Origin of the sequence: Richelia sinica FACHB-800, from assembly GCF_014698825.1 — a bacterium.
GTDB lineage: Bacteria > Cyanobacteriota > Cyanobacteriia > Cyanobacteriales > Nostocaceae > FACHB-800.
The window spans coordinates 12,384-36,408 of record NZ_JACJTT010000006.1; the positions used below are offsets into that span (position 1 = coordinate 12,384).

At 41.2% G+C, this 24,025-nt stretch carries 24 protein-coding genes and 1 tRNA gene; 14 read left to right on the top strand and 11 right to left on the bottom strand.

Features of this window, described 5'->3' with window-relative positions; all coding sequences use genetic code 11:
• Positions 1 to 36: 36 nt before the first annotated feature.
• On the top strand, positions 37 to 1,719 hold the full coding sequence (locus H6G73_RS06855) for an AIPR family protein (protein ID WP_190602594.1): 1,683 nt from the start codon (positions 37 to 39) through the stop codon (positions 1,717 to 1,719).
• A gap of 102 nt (positions 1,720 to 1,821) precedes the next feature.
• On the opposite strand, the gene H6G73_RS06860 is transcribed toward H6G73_RS06855, so the two are convergent.
• A complete protein-coding gene (locus H6G73_RS06860) occupies positions 1,822 to 2,697 on the bottom strand; it encodes a M48 family metallopeptidase (RefSeq protein WP_190602596.1) in 876 nt (291 codons plus the stop codon).
• A 238-nt stretch (positions 2,698 to 2,935) separates the two neighbouring features.
• On the opposite strand from H6G73_RS06860, the gene H6G73_RS06865 reads away from it, so the two are divergent.
• Positions 2,936 to 3,073 (top strand): hypothetical protein, encoded by a 138-nt coding sequence (locus tag H6G73_RS06865; RefSeq protein ID WP_190602598.1) that lies wholly within the window; start codon positions 2,936 to 2,938, stop codon positions 3,071 to 3,073.
• Here H6G73_RS06865 and murA read toward each other — a convergent pair.
• Positions 3,065 to 4,444, bottom strand: a complete 1,380-nt coding sequence (murA, locus tag H6G73_RS06870; protein ID WP_190602912.1) for a UDP-N-acetylglucosamine 1-carboxyvinyltransferase — start codon at positions 4,442 to 4,444, stop codon at positions 3,065 to 3,067. The two genes, H6G73_RS06865 and murA, sit on opposite strands and share 9 nt — an antisense overlap.
• Before the next feature lie 220 nt (positions 4,445 to 4,664).
• On the opposite strand from murA, the gene H6G73_RS06875 reads away from it, so the two are divergent.
• A tRNA-Leu gene (locus H6G73_RS06875) sits at positions 4,665 to 4,746 on the top strand.
• Positions 4,747 to 4,876: 130 nt separating this feature from the next.
• The gene (locus H6G73_RS06880) at positions 4,877 to 5,659 is read left to right on the top strand and encodes a TrmH family RNA methyltransferase (RefSeq protein WP_190602600.1); all 783 of its coding nucleotides are present in this window, start codon (positions 4,877 to 4,879) and stop codon (positions 5,657 to 5,659) included.
• A gap of 7 nt (positions 5,660 to 5,666) precedes the next feature.
• Here H6G73_RS06880 and H6G73_RS06885 read toward each other — a convergent pair whose 3' ends face one another.
• Entirely contained in the window at positions 5,667 to 5,909 is a 243-nt protein-coding gene (locus H6G73_RS06885; RefSeq protein WP_190602602.1) for a hypothetical protein, read from the bottom strand.
• Between the two features lie 266 nt (positions 5,910 to 6,175).
• Here H6G73_RS06885 and H6G73_RS06890 point away from each other — a divergent pair, with 266 nt between their 5' ends.
• From H6G73_RS06890 to H6G73_RS06905, 4 genes are all read left to right on the top strand, one after another.
• A complete protein-coding gene (locus H6G73_RS06890) occupies positions 6,176 to 6,739 on the top strand; it encodes a thermonuclease family protein (protein WP_190602604.1) in 564 nt (187 codons plus the stop codon).
• A gap of 339 nt (positions 6,740 to 7,078) precedes the next feature.
• Positions 7,079 to 7,876 carry a DUF928 domain-containing protein gene (locus H6G73_RS06895; protein WP_190602606.1) on the top strand — a complete coding sequence of 266 codons (798 nt, stop codon included), beginning with the start codon at positions 7,079 to 7,081 and terminating at the stop codon, positions 7,874 to 7,876.
• Positions 7,877 to 8,000: 124 nt separating this feature from the next.
• Entirely contained in the window at positions 8,001 to 10,322 is a 2,322-nt protein-coding gene (locus H6G73_RS06900; RefSeq protein ID WP_190602608.1) for a CHASE2 domain-containing protein, read from the top strand.
• A 26-nt stretch (positions 10,323 to 10,348) separates the two neighbouring features.
• Positions 10,349 to 12,889 carry a CHAT domain-containing protein gene (locus H6G73_RS06905; RefSeq protein WP_190602610.1) on the top strand — a complete coding sequence of 847 codons (2,541 nt, stop codon included), beginning with the start codon at positions 10,349 to 10,351 and terminating at the stop codon, positions 12,887 to 12,889.
• 22 nt (positions 12,890 to 12,911) lie between these two features.
• Here the strand turns inward: H6G73_RS06905 and H6G73_RS06910 are convergent, their stop codons facing one another.
• Complete coding sequence (locus tag H6G73_RS06910; protein WP_190602612.1) at positions 12,912 to 13,424, bottom strand: hypothetical protein; 513 nt, start codon at positions 13,422 to 13,424, stop codon at positions 12,912 to 12,914.
• A gap of 195 nt (positions 13,425 to 13,619) precedes the next feature.
• Here H6G73_RS06910 and H6G73_RS06915 point away from each other — a divergent pair, with 195 nt between their 5' ends.
• The 3 genes from H6G73_RS06915 (at position 13,620) to H6G73_RS06925 (ending at position 16,040) form a co-directional block, all read left to right on the top strand.
• Complete coding sequence (locus tag H6G73_RS06915) at positions 13,620 to 13,967, top strand: hypothetical protein (protein ID WP_190602614.1); 348 nt, start codon at positions 13,620 to 13,622, stop codon at positions 13,965 to 13,967.
• Positions 13,968 to 14,036: 69 nt separating this feature from the next.
• Positions 14,037 to 15,548 (top strand): stress-responsive protein Ycf46, encoded by a 1,512-nt coding sequence (ycf46, locus tag H6G73_RS06920; protein WP_190602616.1) that lies wholly within the window; start codon positions 14,037 to 14,039, stop codon positions 15,546 to 15,548.
• A gap of 141 nt (positions 15,549 to 15,689) precedes the next feature.
• Positions 15,690 to 16,040 (top strand): DUF1257 domain-containing protein, encoded by a 351-nt coding sequence (locus tag H6G73_RS06925; protein WP_087542520.1) that lies wholly within the window; start codon positions 15,690 to 15,692, stop codon positions 16,038 to 16,040.
• Between the two features lie 78 nt (positions 16,041 to 16,118).
• On the opposite strand, the gene H6G73_RS06930 is transcribed toward H6G73_RS06925, so the two are convergent.
• The 3 genes from H6G73_RS06930 to H6G73_RS06940 all read right to left on the bottom strand — a co-directional run bounded on the left by H6G73_RS06930 (position 16,119) and on the right by H6G73_RS06940 (position 18,589).
• On the bottom strand, positions 16,119 to 16,874 hold the full coding sequence (locus H6G73_RS06930) for a TspO/MBR family protein (RefSeq protein WP_190602618.1): 756 nt from the start codon (positions 16,872 to 16,874) through the stop codon (positions 16,119 to 16,121).
• Positions 16,875 to 17,498: 624 nt separating this feature from the next.
• Positions 17,499 to 18,161 carry a class I SAM-dependent methyltransferase gene (locus H6G73_RS06935; protein WP_190602620.1) on the bottom strand — a complete coding sequence of 221 codons (663 nt, stop codon included), beginning with the start codon at positions 18,159 to 18,161 and terminating at the stop codon, positions 17,499 to 17,501.
• A 71-nt stretch (positions 18,162 to 18,232) separates the two neighbouring features.
• Positions 18,233 to 18,589: a Rieske (2Fe-2S) protein gene (locus tag H6G73_RS06940; RefSeq protein ID WP_190602622.1), complete on the bottom strand. Its 357-nt coding sequence runs from the start codon at positions 18,587 to 18,589 to the stop codon at positions 18,233 to 18,235.
• Positions 18,590 to 18,814: 225 nt separating this feature from the next.
• On the opposite strand from H6G73_RS06940, the gene H6G73_RS06945 reads away from it, so the two are divergent.
• The gene (locus H6G73_RS06945) at positions 18,815 to 20,269 is read left to right on the top strand and encodes a GTP-binding protein (RefSeq protein ID WP_190602624.1); all 1,455 of its coding nucleotides are present in this window, start codon (positions 18,815 to 18,817) and stop codon (positions 20,267 to 20,269) included.
• A gap of 6 nt (positions 20,270 to 20,275) precedes the next feature.
• Here H6G73_RS06945 and H6G73_RS06950 read toward each other — a convergent pair whose 3' ends face one another.
• Positions 20,276 to 21,565, bottom strand: a complete 1,290-nt coding sequence (locus tag H6G73_RS06950; RefSeq protein WP_190602626.1) for a Glu/Leu/Phe/Val family dehydrogenase — start codon at positions 21,563 to 21,565, stop codon at positions 20,276 to 20,278.
• Positions 21,566 to 21,864: 299 nt separating this feature from the next.
• Positions 21,865 to 22,317, bottom strand: a complete 453-nt coding sequence (locus H6G73_RS06955; protein WP_190602628.1) for a hypothetical protein — start codon at positions 22,315 to 22,317, stop codon at positions 21,865 to 21,867.
• 101 nt (positions 22,318 to 22,418) lie between these two features.
• On the opposite strand from H6G73_RS06955, the gene petN reads away from it, so the two are divergent.
• Both petN and H6G73_RS06965 read left to right on the top strand, forming a co-directional pair.
• On the top strand, positions 22,419 to 22,505 hold the full coding sequence (gene petN / locus H6G73_RS06960; RefSeq protein ID WP_103136549.1) for a cytochrome b6-f complex subunit PetN: 87 nt from the start codon (positions 22,419 to 22,421) through the stop codon (positions 22,503 to 22,505).
• Between the two features lie 7 nt (positions 22,506 to 22,512).
• Entirely contained in the window at positions 22,513 to 22,674 is a 162-nt protein-coding gene (locus tag H6G73_RS06965) for a hypothetical protein (RefSeq protein WP_190602630.1), read from the top strand.
• A gap of 206 nt (positions 22,675 to 22,880) precedes the next feature.
• Here the strand turns inward: H6G73_RS06965 and H6G73_RS06970 are convergent, their stop codons facing one another.
• Both H6G73_RS06970 and H6G73_RS06975 read right to left on the bottom strand, forming a co-directional pair.
• The gene (locus H6G73_RS06970) at positions 22,881 to 23,402 is read right to left on the bottom strand and encodes a YceD family protein (RefSeq protein ID WP_190602632.1); all 522 of its coding nucleotides are present in this window, start codon (positions 23,400 to 23,402) and stop codon (positions 22,881 to 22,883) included.
• Positions 23,403 to 23,475: 73 nt separating this feature from the next.
• A complete protein-coding gene (locus tag H6G73_RS06975; protein WP_190602635.1) occupies positions 23,476 to 24,024 on the bottom strand; it encodes a Jag family protein in 549 nt (182 codons plus the stop codon).
• Position 24,025 lies beyond the last annotated feature (1 nt).

Here is a 24,025-nt window from a genome sequence, read left to right on the forward strand (position 1 = left end):
AGAATAGGTAGAAAGACTCTCGAATAGTTAAAAATCATGAATATTAATGCCTCTATTATTGATCAACGTCTGGAATCAGTGGCTGATACTATTCGACAACAAGCTGCTGAAGAATTACGTATTAATGATCCTGGCAAACTTAAATCTTTGGCATTTGTCTATTTTTGCGTGAAAACTATTCTCGATTTAGATGATTCTAATGCCTTTGATTGTTTGATGGAGGGTGGTGGAGACTTTGGTGTCGATGCCATGCACATTTCTGAAGAACATGATGGCGAGTTTACAGTTAGTTTATTTCAAGCAAAATACAAAAATGATCTGCAAGGAAACGCGAATTTTCCTGAAAATGGCATCAATGCTCTCATCAATGCAATTCGATTTTTGTTTGATCCTGGTGCAAAATTGGAACATATTAATCAACGCTTACTTACCAAGGTAGAAGAAGCCCGTAGCTTAATTCGGGATGGATATATTCCTCAAGTTCGGGCATTAGCTTGTAATAATGGCTTAAAATGGAACACATCTTCTCAAGAAGCGATTAATCGTACAGAATTTGGTGATCAGGTAACGTGGGAACACGTTAATCATGAACGGCTAATAAAAATTCTACAAGCTTCTCGACCAGTCAAAGACACTTTGCAACTAAGTGGCAAAGCAGTGGTTGAAGATATGAATTTTAGTCGGGTGCTTGTGGGAAGAATTTCTGTAGCTGAAATTGCCGCACTCATTGAAAGGCACGGAGAACGCTTGCTAGAACGTAATATTCGTCGTTACTTAGGGCTGCAAGGCAACCGGGTTAACGAAGGTATTCGGGATACTTTAAATAGCGATGAGAGGAACAATTTCTATTTTTACAATAATGGCATCACTTTAACTTGTGACAAATTCTCCTACAATGCGCTGCAAAATAGTGACCATCCGGTACAAGTTGAAAACCTGCAAATTATTAATGGTGGTCAAACCTGTATGACAATTTTTAAAACTCTTCAAGATTCAGAGCTATTACAGCAAAATCACCAAGCATATCTTTTGTTAAGGCTTTATCAATTACCCAGTGATAATGACGATCTAGTCCAAAAAATTACTTATGCTACCAATAGTCAGAACCCTGTGGATCTAAAGGATCTCCGAGCTAATGATCATCTACAGCAAAGACTGGAAATGGATATCAAACAACTGGGATTTAACTATCGCCGCAAACGCTCTGATACCAGTGCCAGATCAACTACAGATATTACTTCGGGGGTAGCAGCTGAAGCGGTACTGGCAGTTTGGCGACAAAAGCCCCATCAAGCTAAGTTTTTTACTCGTGAGCATTTTGGTAAACTATACGATGCAATTTTTACTGAACGGCTTAATGGCGCACAAGTTGTAATCGCTGTACAGTTGTATAGAATTGCTGAAAACCGACGCAAACGACCAAACCCAAATGATCCTGCTTGTGTCCGTTATGCTTCATGCTTTATTGCGATGCAGATGGGGCGAAGGCTTCTCCATGAAATGAATCTCCAAATAGAGCAAATTAACCACCGCAATTTCCAGGATGCCAATCAGTTGATCGAGCAAAACGGAGAGGCTTATTTCAATGATTCAGTACAAGACGTTACAAAAGCACTTCAAGAGCTTTACGGAACGCAGGAAATTTCTTTACAACAGCTTTCTGCCACTTTTCGACGCGGTGATTTAATAGAGAAACTTCAGCAGATGGAAATCCATTAAATTTATTATTAAGAGGGTGTTTGAAAAGTGAAATATCCGCGAACCTGTTCGCGGAATCATGTTTATTGAGCAGAAAATCGCTGTAAATAGAGTACAAATAATTTACCAATTACGCCAACCGCCCTTGGGTGCTGTTTCAGAATCAGACTTAAAGCCGTGGTTTTGCAGTAATTTGTGGTACTCTAAACTACTACTCCAACGGTCAATTTCCCTAGCTCTCAATACTGGCACAGGATGGGTTAACTGGGCTGTACGGGCAGCTTTAACCATTTCTCCGAGTTCAGTTTTGCTGATATCGTCGTAAGCACGGGCTTGGGCTACAAAGGCATCGAGATTGAGTTGGGGTGCTAAGGTGGGAGAACCACCAGCTAACTTCATTAATACTGACATCACAACCTTGGGGTTTTGGGTTGCTAACAAAGCAGCGCGATCGCATGTAAATTCTGCACAGCGCACCCATTCTAGTAATTGCGCTTGTAAAGCTTGTGCTACCACAGCCCCCACATTTGGTAGAATTCCTGCGGCTAAAACTAATAGATTCACAGGTGTTAAATAAACGCTGTGGTCACACTTCAGGTGTCCCAATTCATGGGCAATTACTGCTTGAACTTCTTCAGGGGTAAGAATATCGATTAAAGATGTATGTAAAACTACAAAAGGTTGCTTACCACGCATCGCAAAAGTGTAAGCGTTGGGAGCCGGATGCTGACGCACATATAATTGAGGTGGCTCAATATCTAAGGTTTTACAAGCTTCTAATAATAAATTGTGTAAATCAGGTAATTGTTTTTCTCCCACCAACACACTAGAAGCAATATTTTCTACATAAAACACCTGTTCTGCCATTGGCCCTAGCCAATTTCGCACCATCATATCTATACCTGGGATTTGCTTGAGAGTTCTCGTCGCTTCCAGGTCTAAGGGATGACGAAATGAGTCAGCTTGTAAACCAATCAGTGGAGTTTTGAATAAAGACATAATTATGGCAATCAATAAAAAATACAGTTTCCACAGCTAGTATAGCGATTAGAATTTGTTAGCTGCTCAAACAACAGCAGTGAGAAAAAAGTATTTTTCGGATTGAAAGTCTAAAAATTTTTAGATGCGATGCCTATGTTATGTAGCTCGATTGCTAAATCTCATCGTCTGAGATTTAAAGTAATTATTTCTAACTCTTTGTGTCTCGCTTGGAAATAAAAAACTATTTGCTGGAATATTGCCACTGCCAAAAAAAAGTCAGTTAATGGCGAAAGTTACCAACTGGATCTTTGATCAACTAGTAAATGCGATCGCCATTAAAGAACCAAACACCACCATCAAAGGAGGTCTGCCAAATCCCCTCACCCTAGAGTGATACTGAGGCAGGAGGATTACTGTTGTTGTTAGGTAATTCTGCATCTGCTGATGCTTCATTTACACGGAGGATTCTTGCCCCTAGTTGCTGTAATTTCATATCCAGGCGATCATAGCCACGGTCAAGGTGGCGTAATCCTTGAATAGTAGTTTTACCTTCTGCTGCCAGTCCAGCAATGACTAAAGCTGCGGATGCTCTTAAGTCTGTGCCAATAACTGGTGCACCAGATAACACTGACACTCCTCGAACAAAGGCAGTGTTACCTTTAACACGAATATCTGCTCCCAAACGGTTTAACTCGGAAGCATGACGCAGCCGATTTTCAAACACAGATTCGTTGATAATGCTGTCACCTTCTGCTAATGCCAACAAGGACATAAAAGGCGCTTGCATATCTGTGGGAAACCCTGGATGAGGTAAGGTGTCAATATCTGTGGCTTTGAGAGATTCCGCTGGGAGGATGCGTAAACAATCTGTGCCTTCTTCAATGATGGGGACACCAATATCACGCAACTTAGCGATCACAGGGATGAGATGGTCGGAAGCTACAGGTGATAGGGTTATTTCTGACCGCGTGATGGCAGCAGCAACTAAGAATGTCCCTGTTTCTATGCGATCAGGAATGATGCTGTAGTCCGTAGAATGTAGTTGAGAAACTCCGGTGATGGTAATGGTACTTGTACCTGCACCATAGATTTTTGCCCCCATGGAGTTACAGAAATTAGCTAAATCAACTACTTCTGGTTCTCTGGCAGCATTTTCGATGATGGTTTCACCATCCGCTAGGGTAGCTGCCATCATCAATGTTTCTGTCGCACCGACACTGGGAGTATCTAAATAAATTTTCGCTCCCTTTAACCTGCCATTAGCTCCTGGTACATAAGCGTTACAAATGCCGTGTTCAATCTGCACTTCTGCACCCATGGCTTGTAACCCCCGGACGTGTAAATCCACAGGTCTAGCACCAATGGCACAACCACCAGGTAATGGCATCTGTGCTATGCCCAACCGTGCCAAAATGGGGCCAATGGCAAAGAAACTAGCCCGGAGTTGGGTCACTAGTTCATAGGGAGCCTTGGATGTAATCAATTCACTGGCATTGACATCCAAAATGTCACCTTCTCTGGTCAGACGTACACCCAGGGCTGATAAAACCTGCCCCATCCGTTCTACATCTGCCAATAAGGGCACATTGCGAATGCGACAATCACCGGAACACAGCAAGGCTCCAGCCATGATGACAAGTGCGGAGTTTTTCGCACCGCTAATGTTGACATGACCGCGCAAAGGATGCCCACCCCAAATTTGCAAGACTGAGGAGTCTGCTTCAGATGAAGTCTTAGCATCTGGTAAGCTGCTAGAAGAATTAATAAGCCTACCTCCAAAAAAATACGTAATCTTATAGGATTGAAGTTGGTTTTGATTCTACATTGACACTTCCCTAGCTTCAAGCTAGAGGAGTATTCAGTTTGGTGAATTAATTGGAGTTGCTTTGGTTTTGCCTCTCCAGGAGGAAGTATATCTGGAATTTTGGACTTGACAAGCTCTAATATTTCCGCAACAATGAATAAATGTCAATAATATGATGCCAGCGGAACTGGCGGAATTGGCAGACGCGCTAGATTCAGGTTCTAGTGCCGCAAGGCTTCCGGGTTCAAGTCCCGGGTTCCGCACTTTTATCTCAGATTTTCAATATTCTCATTGCTACTGCTATGTAAAGCAGTCTTATGCAGGTGGTTAGTTTAAATCAAGAGCTAACCCATCTGTATACTTTTAACTTTTGCCTTATTTAAATATCAACTCGTGCTGACCAGTTTACAAAATTCCCTAGTTAAACAAATCCGCAAGTTACACTCCACCAAGGAGAGGCACAAGCAGCAGTTAATGCTATTGGAGGGGACTCATTTATTAATTGAAGCTTGTGCGGTCAATTATCCGTTAGTTACAGTATGTTGTACCGAACAATGGCAAGCTGGGCATCTTCAACTGTGGGAAGATGTATGTAGTCGATGCGATCGCGCCGAAATTGTCAGCGAAGAAGTTTTAGCAGCTATAGCTACGACGGTAAACCCTGATGGTGTGGTAGCCACAGCCAATCGGCAGGAATTACCTTCACAAGTTCCTTCGACTGGGTGTGTGTTAGCTCTAGAAACTATTCAAGATCCAGGAAATTTAGGCACGATTATTCGCACTGCGGCAGCGGCGGGAGCCTCTGGTTTATGGTTGAGTGATGATAGTGTAGATTTAGATCATCCTAAGGTTTTAAGGGCTTCTGCCGGACAATGGTTTCGTTTAAATAAGGCAGTAACTACGGATTTACGAGCAACGATTCAACAATGTCAACAGGCAGGTATGCAGGTAATAGCCACCTTGCCTGATGCAAATCTCACCTATTGGGAAGTTGATTGGCGGCAACCCAGTTTAATTTTATTGGGAAATGAAGGTGCAGGTTTGTCAGCCGATGTGGTGGCAATGGCTAATACACAAGTAAAAATTCCCCTGAGTCCAGGAGTGGAGTCTTTGAATGTAGCGATCGCTGGTGCTTTAATGTTGTACGAAGCCCAAAGACAGTTAACCTATGGCTAATGCACTATTAACTTTTGCTATGTTTTTGTTGCAAAAATTTTTCTATGTCTGCTACAGCATCTTCTAAGGCAGCTAAATCAATGATTTCCTGATTTTTAATGTTGCTAGAATTTGCTTTATTTGCATTTCCAGTTGTGGTTTTGATTTCCGAACCAGTCATATTCTCTTGCAGAATATCTTCTAATTGATTCAGAGATTGTTGAAAACACTGGGATGCAGCCTGGCGCTGGTGTTGATCGGTAGGTTTCATAGTCTTAACTAGAGAAACGTTAATTGAGGAGTTTAATTTCGGTTTACAGCCGCTCAAGTCCAAAATATACGATGTTGAATAGCTATCTGCTAACCATGAGTTACCCCAGTATCAATTTTATACACTAATTGTTAAGGAAGCCAAGAGTAAAAACCCTGTTTTCTGTTCTTGTCATTGAACAACATGCTTAAAAACTGTTCATGAAAGCACTTTGTTGCACAGATGAAGGCATGATCACTATTGATGTTTAGTGCAACTTAAAATCTATGAAAAAATTTATGCCACAAGTCTTCATATTGGTCAGTATTGCTATTCTGGTATTGAGTTTAATGGGATGCGATCGCTTACCTAGACCCACAGGAGAGTATGTGGAAAAGGTGAGTGATGGTGATACCTTAGTCGTTAGTAATGTTGACGGTGCAAAATTTACTGTGCGCTTCGCTTGTGTCGATGCACCAGAAGTCCCCCACTCCAAACGGGAACGGGAAAGTAAGCTGAATCGAGATGTCAACCAATTTAATTGGGGCAACAAAGCCCAAACCCGAATAGAACAATTAATCAAAGAAAATGGCAATTTCGTTAATCTCAATATTACAGATAGCGATCGCTATGGCCGCAAAGTTGCAGAAGTACGCTTGGCAGATGGAACATTTCTTCAGCAAATTTTGTTACAAGAAGGACTAGCGAAAGTTTATCGACCCTATTTACGTAAATGTCCCAGTAAAGACATAGTAGAAGCAGCCGAAACTCAAGCCCAAAAACGAAAAATTGGTATTTGGAGTGATCCCCAATTTATCGATCCTTGGCAATACCGAAAATTAAGTAAGTAAATCTTCCCTTCCATATTGGCGATTCTACTCACATAGCATATAGTTTTCTTATATCATCAGGAATTTTACAGTCAGAGTTGGAATTTCTCTGAAGAGACAAAGGTAAAAAGTCACAGATAACGGGGACAAGTGTTTCTGCCATCATCATGGTCGATGTCCTGTCATTGGGGTGCTTTACAAAAATATATTCAATCAGCTAGGGGAAGGATTGGCTTTTGCCATTCCCCATTGATTAGCTGTGATTTTCTGGTTGATGGCAATCTCAGATCCTACATCCCTTGTCCAATGCGACCATACCTAACTTCATGAATTAGAACTGGTTCCGCTATGAATCCCAAAATGAATATTTTGCAAATTAAAGCCTTGACTGGAGGCATATCTACAATTATCTTTACTGCGGCGAGTTTGCCCATATCAACCTCAGCACAGCTATCTCCAGGGATGCGAGTTAGTCTCAGATTTCCCCCTGTAGCCGAAAGAGGCGCACCTCCCAGGACTATAGGAACAGGAGTGAGAGGCCCGGCTTGTAGAACTCAAGATTATAAGAATGTACCCTTATCCACCATGCTGGCTGATAGTCGCATTCCTCTCACGGCCTTAACACCAGAAAATAATGTCGTAAAAACTTTATCGGCTCATCCATCTATTTATGTATATGTACCAAAAACCAAGGATAAGCAAGCAGAATTTCGAGTGTTGGAGTTACAAACAGAAACAGTTGTTTACAAGTCTCAACTAGCACTTAGTAATACTCCCGGTATTGTCAAGCTCAGTTTGCCTGCTAGTGTGCAACTAGATGCAGGTAAAATTTATCAGTGGCAATTTTTTGTGATTTGTGATCCTAATAATCGAGAAGCTGACGAAGGGGTGGAAGGATGGTTTGAGCGAGCAACCTTGAGTACTGATAAGGCGACAAGCATTCAGCAGGTAGAACCAGGATCTCTGGAACAAGCGAGGCTATATGTAGAAGATGGATTGTGGGATGAAACGCTGAATATTCTCGCAAATTTGCGCGATCGCAATCCACAAGCACAAGCTGCATGGGTAGATTTATTAGATTCTGTACAGCTAGGTGCATTGGCGAAAGTATCAATTATTGATTGTTGTCGGATTACTTCTAGCCCTACAGAAAATTAGAGGTTTTTGAGTAATTCCTATGGTTCAAAATCTGCTCACCGCAGGGAAAATCAAGGTGTATATTTTATACTTGGGGTAAATTTTTCTGCTTGTACTAGCACTCTTATCACCACCTGACTGTTGAATGAACTGGATCAAATTAAAACAGTTTCTCTGGGAATGGCGTTCTGTTTGGATCGCAAGTCCTAGCATTGCTGGATTAGTCATACTATTGCGGCTGCTGGGTGCCTTCCAGTCCTGGGAATGGGCAGCTTTTGATCAATATATGCGTTGGCGGCCATTGCTACCCCGTGATCCCAGAATTGTCATTGTTGGTATTGATGAAGCTGACATGCGATATCTGAATCAGGGGTATATTGCCGATGGTGTATATGCTAAATTGTTGACAAAGCTCAAAGCTAGACAACCAAGAGCTATTGGTTTAGATATTTATCGGGATGTTCCTTTTGAACCAGGTCACGCCGAATTAGTCAAGGTATTTGAAGCTAGTGATAATATTATCGGCATTCAGAAAGTAGTAGGCGATCGCAACCATGAAGTAGTAGCACCACCACCTGCACTGAAGCGAAAAAATCGGGTGGGTGCCAATGATGTGATTGCCGATGCAGATAATACAGTGCGACGAGGACTGATTTATCTACAAAACAATCAAGGCGAAACTTTTTTCAGCTTTAGTTTATATTTAGCATTACTTTATTTAGAAAAAGAAAATATCTTCCCAGAAATTAGTGAAACTAAAAATAGTGCAAATAAAAATATTTGGAAATTAGGTAAAACAGAATTTATCCCCTTACAACCCAATGATGGTAGCTATATTCGTGCTAACACTAATGGCTACCAAATTTTATTAAACTATCGAGGCCCCAGAGGCTCTTTTGAAACCGTACCCTTGCGGGATGTGTTAGAAGATAAAGTCCCACCAGATTGGGGACGCGATCGCATTATCCTCATCGGTTCAGTCGGTGAAAGTTTTAAAGACTATGTGTTTACTCCCCATAGTAGTGGGTGGTTGTCTATTCCCCAACCCATGTCGGGGATAGAAGTGCAAGCTAACCTCATTAGTCAGATTATCACTTCTGCCCTCGATGCTCCTAGTTTAATTAAAAGTTACTCTGAACCAATCGAGTGGTTATGGATTTTTTTCTGGTCGGGAATTGGGGGAATTATTACTTGGCATTGGCGACAAAATCGTAAATCCTCGCTCATCAAAAACCATAAACTTATTGCAGGAATTCTCAATATATCATTTTTACAAAGAAGCACAGGCTTTTTATGTGCCACGGCTACTTTATTTGGTATTACATATATTGCCTTTGTTTATGGTTGGTGGCTACCAATTGTTTCGCCATTATTAGCATTTGCTGGTTCTGCTACAGTGATTACAACATACATTGCTTACACAGCAGATTCCATTCGGAAAATCTTTGGTCGCTACCTTTCAGATGAAGTCGTTTCCACATTGTTAGAAAGTCCAGAAGGATTAAAATTAGGTGGTAAAAAACAGCAGATTACTATCCTTACCTCTGACTTAAGAGGGTTCACTGCTTTATCAGAATTATGGAGTCCTGAAGAAGTTGTTCTTATCCTCAATATCTATTTAGAACAGATGTTAAATGTCATCACCGATTATCAAGGAACTGTAGATAAATTCATGGGTGATGGCATTGTGATTTTGTTTGGTGCACCTGTGCCGAGAGAAAATGATGCAGAAAGAGCAGTTGCTTGTGCTCTAGCTATGCAGTTGGCTATGCCCGCTGTTAATGAAAAATTGGAACACTTGGGTTTACCAGTTTTAGAAATGGGCATCGGGATTAATACTGGTGAAGTAATTGTTGGGAATATTGGTTCGGAAATCCATACAGAATATACAGTAATTGGGAGAGAAATGAACTTGGTATTTAGGATTGAAACCTATTCTACTGGCAACCAAATTCTCATTTCTCACTCAACTCTCGAAGCGGTAGGCAAATCCCTCCTAAAAATTAATGAAGAAAGATTAGTGAAACCTAAAGGTGTGAAACACCCGATTCCCATTTATGACATTGCTGGTATGGGTGGACAATATAACTTATTTCTCACCAAGGAAGAAGAAAAGTTTTTACCAATTTCCCAGGCTATTAATATTCAATATTCTTTAATAGAGGGTAAACAGGCAAGCGATAAATTATTTACGGGTAAATTGGTCAAAATTTCTGCCCAAGGAGCAATTATCCGCACTGATAAAATCCAGGAAAATTCTTTACCATCTCCATTAACCAATATTAAATTAAATTTAATTTGTGTAAATGAAGATGGCGCTGTAGAAATCAGTGATGCACTTTATGCTAAAGTCCTAGATAAACCGGCAAATAACCAGGAATTTTACATTCGCTTTACCTTCAAAACTCCTGCGGTGGCTAAAAAACTTCTCAATTTATTAATTGATGAATTAAAAAAACAAAAATAATTTTATTCTTTAGGATTATAAATAATATGCAAAAAATAGTTGTTTTAATTTTAGGGATTTTATATTTATCTAGTGTGGATGGAGGAAAAGCGATCGCTAATTCTATCCCTAATTCTCCTGTCCTATCTTCACAAGATGCCAAATCCTTGGAGCAAGAAGCCCAAAAACTCTATCAAAATGGACTGTATGACCAAGTTATCCCTTTCTTGCAACAAGCGATCGCTAACTATGTTCAACAAGGTGATTTAATTGGTGAAGTAGTAGCCCAGAGGAATTTAGGTTTAGTTTATCAACGTCAGGGTGACTGGCAACAGGCTAGCCAAGTATTATCTAAAAGTCTCAATCAAATCAATAAAATCGCCGATAAACGCCAACGACAGCAGTTTTTAGCCCAAACATGGGAAGTGCAAGGACAACTGCAATTATCCATGGGTAATTCCCAAGCAGCGTTGGAGACTTGGAAACAAGCTACAGAAGCCTATGAACAGCTAGGAGACTCCACTGGTACAATCAGGGGCAAAATCAATCAAGCCCAAGCATTGCAAGCATTGGGGTTATATAATCAAGCTATTAAGACCTTAACTGTCACAGAGCAATCCTTAGATCAACAACCAGATAGCCTATTAAAAGCGAAAGCCTTGCAAAGCTTAGGTGATGTGCTGCGGGGTATTGGTAGACTAGAAGAATCTACACAGGTATTAACAAAAAGTTTAGCGATCGCTCAAAAATTATCCTCCCCTGCTGCCACTACTGAAACCCTTCTGAGTTTGGGTAAAACCACCCGCTTACAGAATGCCTTCCCCCAAGCCTTAGAATATTACCAAGCAGCAGCAAAACAAGCCCCAACTGCCGATTTACAAATTCAGGCTTTTCTCAATCAATTAGAGTTACTATTAGACCAAAAACAAGCTGATGCAGCCCAACTATTAATTCCCCAAATCGAGAAGACCCTAACTCAATTACCCAACACTCGCACCGCCGTTTATTCGCGCATCACCTTTGGGCAATTATTCCTCAAACCCGAAAATAAACAGTATTATTCCCAATCCTTACTGGCACAAAAGTTAGCCACAGCAGTACAATTAGCCCAGCAGTTAGGAGACAAACGAGCAGAAAGTTTTGCCAAGGGAGTTTTAGGTAAACTCTACGAACAAAATCAACGCTATCCACAAGCGAAGAAACTCACCGAGGAAGCCTTACTCATTGCTCAAGCCAATAATACCTCAGACTTGAGCTATCAATGGCAATGGCAGTTAGGGAGAATTCTCAAAGCCCAAGGAGAAGACAAAAGTGCGATCGCTGCCTATTCCCAATCTGTCAAAACCCTTAAATCTCTTCGCACTGACCTAGTAGCCATCGACTCCAATATCCAATTTTCCTTCCGGGAAAGTGTAGAACCAGTTTATCGAGAACTCGTTACCCTTCTCTTGCAAAAAAATCCTGGTCAAAATGAACTCAAACAAGCTAGAGATGTGATTGAATCTCTACAACTAGCAGAATTAGATAACTTTTTCCGCAATGCTTGTTTAGATGCCAAGCCAGTCCAAATTGACAAGCTAGATCCCACCTCTGCTATTTTTTACCCCATCATTCTTAAAGATACCTTAGAAGTAATTGTTGCCTTACCCAACCAACCTTTACGCCATTATACTACCAACTTAACCCAGTCAGAAATTGATAGGAATATTAACCAACTACGTGGTACTTTAGCTAGCCCTAGAGAACGAGTATTTAATCAAAAAAGATTGAAAATTTCTCAACAAATTTATAATTGGTTAATTAGCCCTGTTGAAAGTGACTTACAAAAAAACAATATCAAGAATTTAGTCTTTATTCCTGACGGAGCATTACGTAACATTCCCGTTTCTATTCTTTATGACGGTAATCAATATTTAATTGAAAAATACAGTATTGCCATCGCCCCTAGCCTACAATTAATTGACCCCAAAGCCTTAGTCAGAGAGGACATACAAATTCTTGGTGGTGGTATGAGTGAAGCCCGTCAAGGTTTTCCTGCACTACCCAACGTCCTCAATGAATTACAGCAGATTCAATCAGAAATTCCTAGTTCAGTTCTCCTCAAAAATGAATCATTTACAGATTTGAAATTAGAGCAAAAAGTTAAGGAAACTAGTTATCAAATTGTCCATTTAGCAACCCATGGAGAGTTTAGTTCTCAAGCCGCAGGAACTTTTGTATTGACCTGGGATAACAAACTCAACGTTGATCAACTCAATGAAATTTTGCGTTCTGACACCAATCAATTACGCCCTATTGAATTACTGGTACTGAGTGCCTGTAGAACTGCTGCCGGTGACAATAGAGCCGCTTTAGGACTAGCAGGAATGGCTGTGAGAGCAGGAGCGAGAAGTACAATTGCTAGTTTGTGGTACGTCAATGATGAAGCAACTACCCTGTTAATGAGTCAATTTTATCAAGAACTAACAAATAGCAAACTTACCAAAGCTGAAGCACTCCGCAATGCTCAAATAGCAATATTTAAAAATCCAAAATTTGCTCATCCCTACTATTGGTCAGCTTTTGTAATTGTTGGCAATTGGTTGTAAATCAGCATTTCCAATTTTCAACTTATTTCACTTGATATTGCTTGGCAATGTAATAAAACATGTGATAGTAATTTTGAAATTCTTTACTGTTGCTTTGTCCTTGCCAATAATATTTTACTTTGCCTTGGGTAATGGTTAGTTTGATAGTGCTAACTTGCTGACCAACTTCTACCATCATTACCCCTGGTAAACCTTGATTGGTCTGAAAATTATAATTAATATTTTGAGTATTTCTACTCTCTGTTTCGGCTGTGAACAAGTTATTTGTTGCCCAAGCGCGAATCTCTACAGTAGGGTTTTGCGGTGACACTAAAGTAATGCCATCTCTATTATCTGGGGGTTTTAAAGACTGCCAATGGCTGGGATAGGGAAATTCAAATTTATAACGAGAATTGCTGTAGGTCTGCCATTTCTGCTCAGAAGACTGGTGGCTCATGTTACCACACCCTGACAAAATCATAGCTGTACTCACACCAGTGGTGATCGCACTCACAATCTCCCACCAACTATAGGTTTTGGGCATGGCAATAGACATTCAGTCACTCAAATTTCTCATATAGCAATTGTTTCATACATAACTTAACTTTACCTATCATGTCACTAACCTCTTTACCCACATTTTATTAACAAATGTAACGAAATTAGCGTTAAAACGTCTTACCATCTTGACAAGGAATCGAGGACTCGATAACGTTAAATACATACCCGGGTAAGACCAGTAAAGAGTTATATGCAAACTAAGCAAAAGGTTACTTTGTATTTATCGCCAGAGCTGCACAGAAAGTTAAAGATACGTGCCGCAGTTGACTCACAGCCAATGTCAGATTTGGCAGAGCGGGCCCTAGATTTCTACCTGACAAACTCAGAATTAGTAGAAGAACTAGAAGAGTCTACTTATGGGCGAACTCATCGGGTTTATTCCTGTCCCACTTGCGAAAGCTCCCTCGTGTTGCGTAATGGTGAACTAGTGACCTTGGGCAATCAACCAGGTGTAATTGGTCAAGACCATCTATCCATTGACAACATGGAACAAGAACAAACCCATCCCAAGGGTGAGGAAGAATTAGTTCCTTGCTAGATAGGAATTATGAATGGACAATTCATGATTCGGTACTGTCTCTAATAAGGTCTCAAGTAGGTCGATCGTATGAAAGAAGAGCTCAATATCCTCATTCAAGCTCAATACCCTTTAATCTACCTTGTGACCTCCGAGGAAGAACGGGCAGAGCAATCAATTTATACAATCGCTCAACTATTAAAGCCCCAACGCCGAGTATACGTTTGGACAGTAACTCACGGCATTGTCGAGTACGGTCAACCCAGGCATGTCACTCAACACAACACCGTTTCCCCAGAAGCGGCAATCGAGTGGATTATTCGCCAGAAAGAACCCGGTATATTTATTCTTAAAGATTTACATCCATTTATTGATGCGCCTGCAACAACTAGATCCCTCAGGGATGCCATCTCTAGTTTCAAAGGAATGCAAAAGAACATCATCTTGATGTCTCCTATGCACCAAGTACCCATTGAACTAGAAAAAGAAGTTGTTGTTCTCGACTTCCAATTGCCTGATATGAGCGAGTTAAATAAAGTGTTAACTCATCATTTAGAGCAAAATCGGGGACGGAGGTTGACCACCGAGGCCAGAGAAAAGCTTCTCAGGGCAGCTTTAGGTCTAACTAAAGATGAAGCTGAGAAAGTATACCGTAAGGCACAGGTAACAACTGGACGCTTAACGGAAGATGAAGTAGATATAGTATTATCTGAGAAGAAACAACTAATTCGTCGCAATGGTATTTTAGAATACATTGAAGAAGATGCAACCATTGACGCGGTAGGTGGTTTAGAAGAATTAAAAAAATGGCTAAAACAACGCTCTAACGCCTTTACGGAAAGAGCTAGGGAGTATGGCTTACCCCAACCAAAAGGGATGCTAATTTTAGGTGTACCAGGTTGCGGTAAATCATTGATAGCCAAAACCACATCCCGATTATGGGGACTACCACTGCTGCGGTTGGATATGGGGCGGGTCTATGACGGTTCAATGGTAGGACGTAGTGAAGCCAATCTGCGTAATGCCTTAAAAACCGCCGAATCTATTTCCCCAGCCATCTTGTTTATAGATGAATTGGATAAATCTTTTGCAGGTAGTGCAGGTTCCGGTGATTCTGATGGCGGAACTTCCAGCAGAATTTTTGGTTCTTTCCTCACCTGGATGCAAGAGAAGAAATCACCTGTGTTTGTCATGGCGACAGCCAACCGTGTAGAGCGGTTACCAGGTGAATTCTTAAGGAAAGGACGTTTTGACGAGATTTTCTTTGTGGATTTACCCACCCCAGAAGAAAGACAGGATATATTCACTATCCATCTATCCAAGCGTCGGAATGAAATTACTCGCTTTGATTTGCAGCAATTAGCGAAGATGTCCGATGGTTTTTCTGGAGCAGAAATTGAACAAGCGATCGTGGCGGCTATGTATGAAGCCTTTGCCCAAGATCGGGAGTTCACACAACTAGATATTATAGCTGCACTGAAGGCGACATTGCCGTTGTCACGCACGATGCAAGAACAAGTCACGGCCTTGAGAGATTGGGCCAGACAACGCGCTAGACCTGCCGCAGCCTCCGTAGCTGAATACCAGCGTATGGAGTTCTAAAAGCTTTCCTCTGGATGCCAGGGGGAAAGGCTAGTCCCCAAGACTAGCGGTTACGAAGGAAAGGCCGCTCCCACAAAACGCGGCTTCGCTAAAAACAAACCGTTGTCGTTTTTCTCACTCTTCTCATTGGAGGAAACCCAAATGTCTCACTTTAGCACTCTGCGTACCAAGATCACCGATGCCGAAATCCTCAAATCCTCTTTGCGCGACCTGGGAATCAGCGTGAAGACAGAAGCTGATGTACGTGGTTACAACGGCCAGCGTGTACGTGCCGACATCGTTGCAGTTTTGGAAGGCGAGTACGATTTAGGCTGGTCTCGCAACAGCGATGGTTCTTTTGACCTCATTGCTGACCTGTGGGGCGTAGCTAAAAAGCACAATCAAACTGAGTTGATTAACTCCATTAACCAAAAATACGCCGTTAACAAGACCTTGGCTGAAGTAAAACAGCGCGGCTTGCAAAACGCCAATGTCAAATTGGTATTGCAATAACAATTTCTCTGCGCGTTCCCAAAGCTGAACGGGTTAACCAATTCGAGAGCGGTTAGCCCGCTTTTTTATGGGTGTTTTTTATTTCTCTACAGGTACAAGCTTTAAAGGATACAATGGCTCAGATCCATTTAATTGCCAAATTCTAAATACCAATGCAGCAGCTATAGTTAACCAGACACAAGAAAATGATAAAGTCATTCCCGCTAAAGGACTAGTTTGCCAATAAATTGCAGTCACTACAATAGCGGATAACCAAGGTCCTAAAATTACTACAGGAACAGCCGCACCTAATCTCCGTTCTACAGTAAAAATTGTATTCCAAGTGTCTCCTACGGCCAGATGTACCACAAACACGATTAAAGGCAAAACTAAAAATTGATGGTGAAATTGCTGCCAAACTAACACAGAAGAAATTACCCGCAAAATTGCAATTATCATCCAAACTATGGGGAAGGCTAAAGGTGGAGGGGCCCATTTGGGTCTGATTACTTGGTCATAGGTTCGACTAGAACGGGTATTATCTAACAGTGAAAAAATTCGGGAACGAACACTTAATAAGGCAAAAAATAATCCAGTTATTAAAGTGCTGAACCAACCAGGAAAGGAAGTATTACTATCAATTAACGATACTAATTTTTCCATTCCCAGTAATGCCAGAAGTATCGCTGCTATTTGCAGGATAGTTCCTAGTTTATAAACTATAACTGCTTTGATATCTAATTCTTCAGTAGTTGCTATTGCTGGTTTGCCAAATGTTTGGGTATTTCCCGTTTTTACTCCCATCACTACATTGACAAATTTTTCTAGTATTCCAATATTTGGGGATTGATTCATAATTACAAAATTGCTAGTCTTTGATCACCAGTAATCATGAATCATTATATGATAATTTAATTTTAAAAATAATTGCTTTAATATGATAAGCTTTATGATGTCCAATCGCGCGTGTAGGCTAATGCGGGGGTGTGGTGCGATCGCACCATTGCATATCTGAACAAAAATTTCCACATCATCATCTCAAAGCCAGTGTTGCTAATATCAATATAACAACAGTAATCCACCCCAATATGGCAGTTCATTAACTACCAAATTGAGTAAATTCTATTCAAATGTAGCCATGAGAAAGGGAAGATGCATCATCAATGATCTTACGTCTCAAAACCGCAAATAAGCACCACCCGCTTTAAACAACTGGTGCTGCGGCAACAATCATAAACATCAACAAAGCTAACACTAAGATAGCAATCTTGATCATCAAGTATGAAGTAAGGTTGGGGACAAGTACATCATGAGTAGTCATAATTTTACCTCCATTTACCACGAGGCAGGGAAGAAGTGGTGGTTAATGAAGGAAATAGAGCAAGTATTATACCTAGCCTCTGTTTCCCTATAATTTTATTATCATCCCAAAATGACTACAAAACTGATTAAGTAAAGGGACAGTAATATTTTGTAGCTTTAATTAGCAGTTTGGCGTTGATATTCAATCCTTAAGTGCAGTCTTTCCAATTCCAAAAAGGGCAATTTGTTAACTTCTGTAAAATTGATCTCTGCAAACATTGCTAGTTCTGACTGAGATAAAAACCAAGGTGGGCCATCTGGTTCGGCTTCTGTTTCCCGAAAACCAGTAATAACTAATAAGGTTCCTCCTGGTGCAACTAAAGATGCAACTGATTGAATCACTTGAGAACGTATGTTCACAGGTAAAGCTTGAATATTCCGCGATTCAAACACTAAATCAAAAGCTTGTTGCCATTGAGAGGGAATTGCTAACAAATCTGCCACTAGATAATTCACATTGGTATCAGGAAATCTTTTTTGACACCAAGCTATAGCGGTGGGAGAAATATCAAAAGCTGTCACTTGATATCCAGCTGTTGCTAAAGCTTGTGCATCATCTCCCAACCCACAACCAATGACCAAAGCAGAAGGCTGTTCACCTTGGGGAGTATGATTAATTAACCAATCTTGTAAATAGGGATGGGGTGCTAATTTTGCCCAAGGCACCTGATTGGCATCACCTTGAGAATCAGCATATAATACCTCAAACCAAGCAGTAGGGTCTGATTGCGCTACTAGCTGTTTAATTTTTTGGCGGATGTCTATTTGTGGTTCATTCATACAGAACAAGTAGGGAGATGAGGAAAAGGAAATCATATCTTCCAAATCTACCCCATCTCCTTGATTATGATTTATTCTTCTGGCACATCAATCAAAATATTGCCCTCTTCCACACGCAGAGGGAACACAGGCAGGGTTTTTGCTTGGGAGACTAGAGACAATACCTTACCAACTCCAGGTGGCCAAGGACACCAGTTGGTAACTTCTCCACTCTTCAGGTCAAACGCACTACGGTGGAAAGGGCAAACGATCGCTCCATTTTCAATTTTCCCTTTTTTGATGGGTAACTTTAAATGAGGGCAGGTGTTTTCTACTGCATAAAGCTGATTTTCGTGATTTAACACCAAAATATTACGTTTACCCACTGACACCACTTGTCTTTCACCCGGTGCTATGGCATTAGATGCCAGAACTTTAGTCCAAGCCATGAGTTCTCCTTTCTTTAAAGATTTGTGATTAGTGTCTCTTAATTCTCGACTGGATGGTAGCTAATTGCTAGCTGATGTCGTCAATAATGGTATTGATTTTAACCTATCTTTTACTTTCTCCCTGCACTTTTCCTTGGTACTCCCCTTTCCTTCCACCCAAACCCCTGCTAAAAATAACTAGGATTAAAAACGAGGTATATCTAAAATCAATCATCCTAATTTGACATGACTTCCACATTGCCAGAACCTCATCACAGTGATTCACCCAACTGGGAAGAAGAACTAGACCGGGCCATTTTCAGTTTTGAAGATATTCAAGCGGAATTGAACTATCAACAAGCAAAAACGGCATTGAGAAATTTAGTGAATAATCTCGACTTGACTTCTCAGGAAAAATCTGGATTAGAAGCGGAAATTGCGGATTTAGAAACCATGCTGGGGAAGTTGGAAAGCATGGTGGTGCAAATAGCTGCTTTTGGTATGGTGGGACGTGGTAAGTCTTCCCTTCTCAATGCCTTAGTTGGTGAATCAGTCTTTGAAACTGGCCCTTTGCATGGTGTGACTCGTGCAGCCCAAAGAGTAAATTGGACTATTACGGAAGAAGCTATAGGCAAAACTGAACGGGCTTTGAGGGTAACTTTACCTGCTACTGGCCAATCTCAGGTGGAATTAATCGATACTCCTGGCTTAGATGAAATTGATGGAGAAACTAGGGCAGCATTAGCTGAACAGATAGCAAAGCAAGCAGATTTGATTTTGTTTGTGATTACTGGAGATATGACCAAGGTGGAACAGCTGGCCTTGTCACAGTTGCGAGAGGCAGGAAAGCCGATAATTTTGGTATTTAATAAAGTAGACCAGTATCCTGAAGCTGACCGACTGGCAATTTATCAAAAAATTCGTGACGACAGAGTTAGAGAGTTGCTGTCACCGGATGAAATTGTCATGGCTGCGGCTTCACCATTGGTGAAAACAGCTGTGCTTCGTCCTGATGGGACTAGGGCTTTACAGTTGCAGAAAGGAAATGCTCAAGTAGAAGAACTCAAGCTCAAGATTTTGGAAATTCTCCAGCGAGAGGGTAAAGCTTTAGTGGCTTTAAATACCATGCTGTATGCTGATACGGTGAATGAGCAGGTGGTCGAACGTAAACTGATGATTCGGGATGAGAACGCAAATCAGTTGATTTGGAAAGCGGTGATGACCAAAGCTATAGCGATCGCCCTCAATCCCGTTACTGTGATAGATATACTCAGTGGCGTAGTTATTGATATCACCTTAATTTTAGGTTTATCTAAACTGTACAACATTCCCATGACTGAAGCTGGTGCAGTACAATTGCTACAAAAAATCGCCTTGAGCATGGGTGGTATTGGTGCTAGTGAACTTTTAGCTAATTTGGGTTTGAGTGGCTTAAAAACTTTATTAGGTGTGTCTGCCACAGCCACATCCGGTGTAGTTTTAGGCCCCTATCTATCTGTGGCTGTAACCCAAGCAGGGGTAGCTGGTGTTTCTTCCTATGGGCTTGGACAAGTCACCAAAGCTTATCTAGCCAATGGGGCAACTTGGGGACCAGAGGGGCCAAAAGCAGTAGTGAATAAAATTTTATCCACTTTGGATGAGACTTCTATTTTGAACAGAATTAAAGAGGAGTTACTCACCAAAGTCAAATTGAAATCTTAACAGCTACTAAGGATACAAACCTCTATCAGTTAAAGCTTGGGCTACACGACCCACACCCAAAGTATAAGCCGCTAACCGTAAATTCACCTGACGCGCCTTTGATTGTTGCATCACTTGTCGGTAAGCTTGCACCATCAAATGTTCCATTTCTCGATTTACCCGTTCCTCATCCCAGAACAGATAAGAAAGACCCTGTACCCATTCCAAATAACTAACTACCACACCCCCAGCATTAGCCAAAATATCTGGTAGCACAATCACACCCCTCCCTTCCAAAGTATGATTAGCTTCTAGTGTGACTGGGCCATTAGCAGCTTCAGCAATCATCTTTGCTTGTATCTGAGAGGCGTTATCCTCCGTAATTTGATTTTCCAAGGCTGCGGGAATCAAAACATCACAAGGTAAAGTTAATAAATCTGCATTACTAATAAATGTGCCGTGAGGAAAACCTAAAATGCTGCGTCGGTTCTCTGCTGCATAGGCTTTTAATGCTGGAATATCTAAACCATGTTCAGAAAATACACCTCCATTTCCTGTAGATACAGCAATAATTTTTGCTCCGGCTTGGTGTAACAATTGAGCCGCAGCACCACCGACATTTCCGAAGCCTTGAATGGCAATTTTCGCCCCAGCTAAAGATTGACCCCTATCTGCCAAAGCTTCCCGGACGATAATCATTACACCTCGTCCCGTTGCCATTTCCCTGCCCCGTGAACCACCAATAGAAATGGGCTTACCAGTAACTACTCCAGGGACAGCATGACCAACATTCACAGAGTAAGTATCCATCATCCAAGCCATTTCACGGGCAGAAGTACCCATATCTGGGGCAGGAATATCAACAGAGGGGCCAATATCTTTAATTAATTCGCTGATATAACGACGACTAATTCTTTCTAATTCACCAATACTAAATTGTTTTGGGTCAATGGGGATTCCCCCTTTAGCACCACCATAGGGAATGCCTAACAATGCACATTTCCAAGTCATCAGCATTGCTAACGCGGAAACTTCCCGCAGAGTGACAGCAGGATGATAACGAATTCCCCCTTTATAAGGGCCTAAAACATCCGAATGTTGGACTCTATGTCCAGCAAACACCCGAATTTCTCCCCTATCCAGTTTCACAGGAATGGAAACTGTCACTACCTTTCGGGGATGGCTGAGAATTTCTAATAAACCAGCATCTAATTTTAATTCTTTACCTGCCCAGTCTAAATAACTACAAGCTTGGTCAAATGGGCAAATGTGGGCAGGAGAATGAGTCTCCCAGACAGGAATAGAAGTTGTAACCATAGATTTACACCAATTATCCAAAGTTAAGCCACAGATCCCAACTCAGAAACCTTCGTAAAACCTGAATTTTTTTAATTTGGTCTTACATCCCTCACCGCGATCGCTTGCTCAACTGGATCTGTATGGTTAGCTTATCCTGATTTTTGGCAATAAATGTTGATTTTGTATTTTTTGTTACAATTTATTTTCTTTGATTATGGTTAAGAACATCTGTGTTCAGATTGTCTTTTGTCTGATCCCAAATTGGGATCGGTAATCTGATTTCTACTCAAACAATCCCAAATTCCGAATCAACATTACTATTCACTAATCAAGCCAAAGGGTTTAAGCCAACCTTGGGAAATGGCGGTATTTAAACTAATTGCCCCTAGCGCGAAGCAAAATACGCTTTCACCAGCCAAAATTAAATAAGGTGCTATTGCCACCTCACCATGCCAACCAGTCTCAATTTGGCTTAGTCCTCGTACTAAACCAAAAGCCCACACGGCACCAGCTTGGAGATGGGAATTTTGGTCGGAGCGGATAATATAGCGGTAAGTCACTCCAAACAACAGGCCAGAAAAACCAGCAATCAATCCATTCAGCCAAAAATGTAGATCCCCAAGCTCTGGTGCAACCACAGCTAAAGTGGGAAAATACTTGCTCAAAACGAGAATATTGACCAAAATAGTGATTAAAAAAGCTAAACCCAGAGAAAAAGCACCAATTAATCCTGCTTTCAGAGATTCTATCCGTTCCGCCATCAATTTCATTCTTTTACCCAACCTCCTTAACCGAGCTTTGAAGAATTAACCGCCTTTTCCCAGTATGATAAGTATTAGAGACGTTTTGTAATTATTTGAAAAGTAGAACTATGATTTTGACATTGGGTTGGGTATCACTGTTGGTCGTGTTTACTTGGTCAATTGCAATGGTAGTTTGGGGACGCAACGGACTGTAGAGGCACTGTGGAAAGTCCATTCCTGAGTATTTTGGCTTTAATTGCCGTAGTGTTGCTAGTGGGAGTCACTGGTGGCATTGGCTATTTAACTTGGGCAGATTGGCGCGATCGCCGTCGCCAAGATGAAGAAAAACGCGGAACCCGACGTAGCACCAGCAAGCGGAAATAATCCTCTGGTTAAACCTATAGTGCTATTGTCCATCAGCTTTTTTAGGGACACGGTCTTTCGTGTCCCTGTTTAATTTCTATGGGAGTCGAGATGAAGAAACTAATCACCGATACCTGACACTGTGTAGGTTATGAGATTTCTGGATCAAAAATCTCTATGGGTATGGCTGGGAATAAATCCCTCTATCGCCACTAAAATAGTTGGTTTTAACTACTAGGAAACTGTTTTTTTAATGCTTCCAAAGAAGCCCAGCGAGAGTCAATAGCTTTTTCTGGCTGTTGTTCCTGACGACTAGCTTCAGAACTTAAAATACCAGGACAACTCAAGTCGCATAGCTGACGACGTGGCAACTCTAAACACAGCTGCTCATACAACCACTCGCTGGGATGAAAATAACCATCAGGTGAGAGAGTTTCTACTAAATCTTCTACAGCTACTTCCCTTTCTAAAGGCAAGTCTTCTACTTGATTAGCATTTTCATCTAACCAGATAATTTCTTTAGTATTCAACACCAAGCGATGATTGTACTGCTGTAAACATCGGCTACATGTACAAGTGATAATTGCTTCTGCCTGAGAGGAAACTTCTAAATAATTACCCTGATGTTGTACACGAATAACTCCACGTACTGGGGTTAAAGTTTCTAGCCCAGGCAGAAACTCTTTAACTTGAATTTCCTCTGTCCGCTCCGGGGCTTTAGTTAGCTGCGGAATAAAAATAGCGTCCATAGGATTTGTGAGAGATCCTCACGATGAATAGGTGTTAATAATCAGCAGTTTTGCTGTTAGTTCATCTTTTAGTTTAGCTGTTAGCTCTGTGGTACTCAAGTGGGTCTGGTAATCCACCCGCTGGACGAACAACTAAATTGCGAAAAGGTTCTTTACCACGACTAAAGGTTTCTAAGTCAGTAAATTCCTTCAAAAAAGTATGAATCTGTCGGCGTTCCGCAGAACTGAGGGATTTAATTTCTACTTCACGACCATAAAAACGTACCTCTGCGGCTGCTGTTTCCGCTAAGGAGCGAATTTCTGCTTGTCTTCTCAGACGATAGCCATTTAATTCAATGGTATAGGATGCCTGATCAGTTTCTGGTTGGCTTAAATTCAAAACAGAATTTGCCAGATACTGAATAGCATCTAACACCGCACCATCAACACCAATTAAAACTCTAATGTGTTCAGGTGTTAAATTAGTTTCATCAATAGTCAACCAATAGCTATTAGGCTCCGGCAAGTCATGACCTAATTCAGGAATAGTGCCTACATTAGCGTTCACTGGAGCAGAGACATTAGCCAGTTTAAGCAGCGTTTGTAACCATTCTTGACCACGTTGCATAGCAATGTTACTCATA

Bases quoted from the DNA above. Each gene is read 5' to 3' on its own strand.
- H6G73_RS06855 (WP_190602594.1), top strand. From the start codon at position 37: ATGAATATTAATGCCTCTATTATTGATCAACGTCTGGAATCAGTGGCT.
- H6G73_RS06860 (WP_190602596.1), bottom strand. From the start codon at position 2,697: ATGTCTTTATTCAAAACTCCACTGATTGGTTTACAAGCTGACTCATTT.
- H6G73_RS06885 (WP_190602602.1), bottom strand. From the start codon at position 5,909: ATGAAACCTACCGATCAACACCAGCGCCAGGCTGCATCCCAGTGTTTT.
- H6G73_RS06890 (WP_190602604.1), top strand. From the start codon at position 6,176: ATGAAAAAATTTATGCCACAAGTCTTCATATTGGTCAGTATTGCTATT.
- H6G73_RS06895 (WP_190602606.1), top strand. From the start codon at position 7,079: ATGAATATTTTGCAAATTAAAGCCTTGACTGGAGGCATATCTACAATT.
- H6G73_RS06900 (WP_190602608.1), top strand. From the start codon at position 8,001: ATGAACTGGATCAAATTAAAACAGTTTCTCTGGGAATGGCGTTCTGTT.
- H6G73_RS06905 (WP_190602610.1), top strand. From the start codon at position 10,349: ATGCAAAAAATAGTTGTTTTAATTTTAGGGATTTTATATTTATCTAGT.
- H6G73_RS06910 (WP_190602612.1), bottom strand. From the start codon at position 13,424: ATGTCTATTGCCATGCCCAAAACCTATAGTTGGTGGGAGATTGTGAGT.
- H6G73_RS06915 (WP_190602614.1), top strand. From the start codon at position 13,620: ATGCAAACTAAGCAAAAGGTTACTTTGTATTTATCGCCAGAGCTGCAC.
- ycf46 (WP_190602616.1), top strand. From the start codon at position 14,037: ATGAAAGAAGAGCTCAATATCCTCATTCAAGCTCAATACCCTTTAATC.
- H6G73_RS06925 (WP_087542520.1), top strand. From the start codon at position 15,690: ATGTCTCACTTTAGCACTCTGCGTACCAAGATCACCGATGCCGAAATC.
- H6G73_RS06930 (WP_190602618.1), bottom strand. From the start codon at position 16,874: ATGAATCAATCCCCAAATATTGGAATACTAGAAAAATTTGTCAATGTA.
- H6G73_RS06935 (WP_190602620.1), bottom strand. From the start codon at position 18,161: ATGAATGAACCACAAATAGACATCCGCCAAAAAATTAAACAGCTAGTA.
- H6G73_RS06940 (WP_190602622.1), bottom strand. From the start codon at position 18,589: ATGGCTTGGACTAAAGTTCTGGCATCTAATGCCATAGCACCGGGTGAA.
- H6G73_RS06945 (WP_190602624.1), top strand. From the start codon at position 18,815: ATGACTTCCACATTGCCAGAACCTCATCACAGTGATTCACCCAACTGG.
- H6G73_RS06950 (WP_190602626.1), bottom strand. From the start codon at position 21,565: ATGGTTACAACTTCTATTCCTGTCTGGGAGACTCATTCTCCTGCCCAC.
- H6G73_RS06955 (WP_190602628.1), bottom strand. From the start codon at position 22,317: ATGAAATTGATGGCGGAACGGATAGAATCTCTGAAAGCAGGATTAATT.
- petN (WP_103136549.1), top strand. From the start codon at position 22,419: ATGATTTTGACATTGGGTTGGGTATCACTGTTGGTCGTGTTTACTTGG.
- H6G73_RS06970 (WP_190602632.1), bottom strand. From the start codon at position 23,402: ATGGACGCTATTTTTATTCCGCAGCTAACTAAAGCCCCGGAGCGGACA.
- H6G73_RS06975 (WP_190602635.1), bottom strand. From the start codon at position 24,024: ATGAGTAACATTGCTATGCAACGTGGTCAAGAATGGTTACAAACGCTG.